The organism is Psychrobacter piechaudii (assembly GCF_900162825.1).
GTDB classification, from domain to species: Bacteria; Pseudomonadota; Gammaproteobacteria; order Pseudomonadales; family Moraxellaceae; genus Psychrobacter; species Psychrobacter piechaudii.
Genome location: NZ_FUGE01000215.1, coordinates 1 through 959 on the forward strand (window position 1 = coordinate 1; position 959 = coordinate 959).

General features: G+C 40.7%; 2 protein-coding genes and 2 pseudogenes. All 4 read left to right on the forward strand.

Going from position 1 to position 959, the window contains the following annotated elements:
* A pseudogene (locus A1019T_RS13285) lies at positions 1 to 190 on the forward strand (IS630-like element ISAli3 family transposase); the annotation flags it as partial.
* Positions 191 to 296: 106 nt separating this feature from the next.
* Positions 297 to 509 carry a hypothetical protein gene (locus A1019T_RS13435; protein ID WP_208608075.1) on the forward strand — a complete coding sequence of 71 codons (213 nt, stop codon included), beginning with the start codon at positions 297 to 299 and terminating at the stop codon, positions 507 to 509.
* A complete protein-coding gene (locus A1019T_RS13440; RefSeq protein ID WP_208608076.1) occupies positions 478 to 693 on the forward strand; it encodes a hypothetical protein in 216 nt (71 codons plus the stop codon). The genes A1019T_RS13435 and A1019T_RS13440 overlap by 32 nt, the downstream gene beginning before the upstream one ends.
* A gap of 98 nt (positions 694 to 791) precedes the next feature.
* Positions 792 to 959 (forward strand): annotated as a pseudogene (locus A1019T_RS13765) (RNA-guided endonuclease InsQ/TnpB family protein); the annotation flags it as partial.

The window sequence follows — 959 nt, forward strand, 5'->3', positions numbered from 1 at the left end:
ACCTGAACTTAACCCTGCTGAACAGGTATGGCAGTACCTTAAACAGCATTGGTTATCTAATCGCTGTTTTGAGAGTTATGATGCGATTGTCGATGCGGCATGTGACGCTTGGAATGCATTGTGTAATGAGACTAACTTAATTAGGTCTATCACTCAGCGGGAGTGGTGCGACTTGAGTGTTATTTTTTAGAATTGGTATTAACTGCTTTATTAGTTAATATTTACTTTATACTGTAAGGAGAGTTGGACAAATTAAGCCACCTGTTTGATATAAATTCATTATTTAAGGCGGCTTTATGCCCACAGCTGTACAGCTTGAAGACACTGTTAGCAAAAACTCAGAAATAAAATCTAGCCTAACCGAAGAGCAGAGTGCTAGTTTGCTGTTATGGCAACGAGTAAATACCTCCTTATCTGCCTATTATAAATTGATTGCTCATTTTGAGACGGCGCAAGTGGCACTGCAAGCAGGCATGAATGAGTCAGTGGCAAAATCTAGGCATTCATAAAAAGCATCTTGAGCGGCATAAGCAGGCCAATGCTAATAAAGATACGCAGTTTATTACTCAGCTTGAACAGCGCATGGCAGCTGGTGAGTTCCAGATGCTGTTTCAACAGGATACAGACTATCCACAGCAACTACTAAGCTTATTTGATCCGCCGCCCTTGTTGATTTATCACCAGTCGCCGTAAAACCACTCACTTCAGGGGGTGGATATAAGGCGACACACACTGTCGTAAGAAGTCGTTAAAGGGTTGTAAGCTAAAATTAATCTTGCCATACTGAATATATGAAAACACTCAAGCTACGCATTAAAGACAACCACATAAAAGAGCTGAATCGTCTAAGCGGTTCGGTAAACTTCGTGTGGAACTATGTCAATGCGTTAAGTTTTGAGCATCTAAAACGTACCGGTAAGTTTTTTAGTGCTTATGATCTAAGTGAGTACACCAAAGGT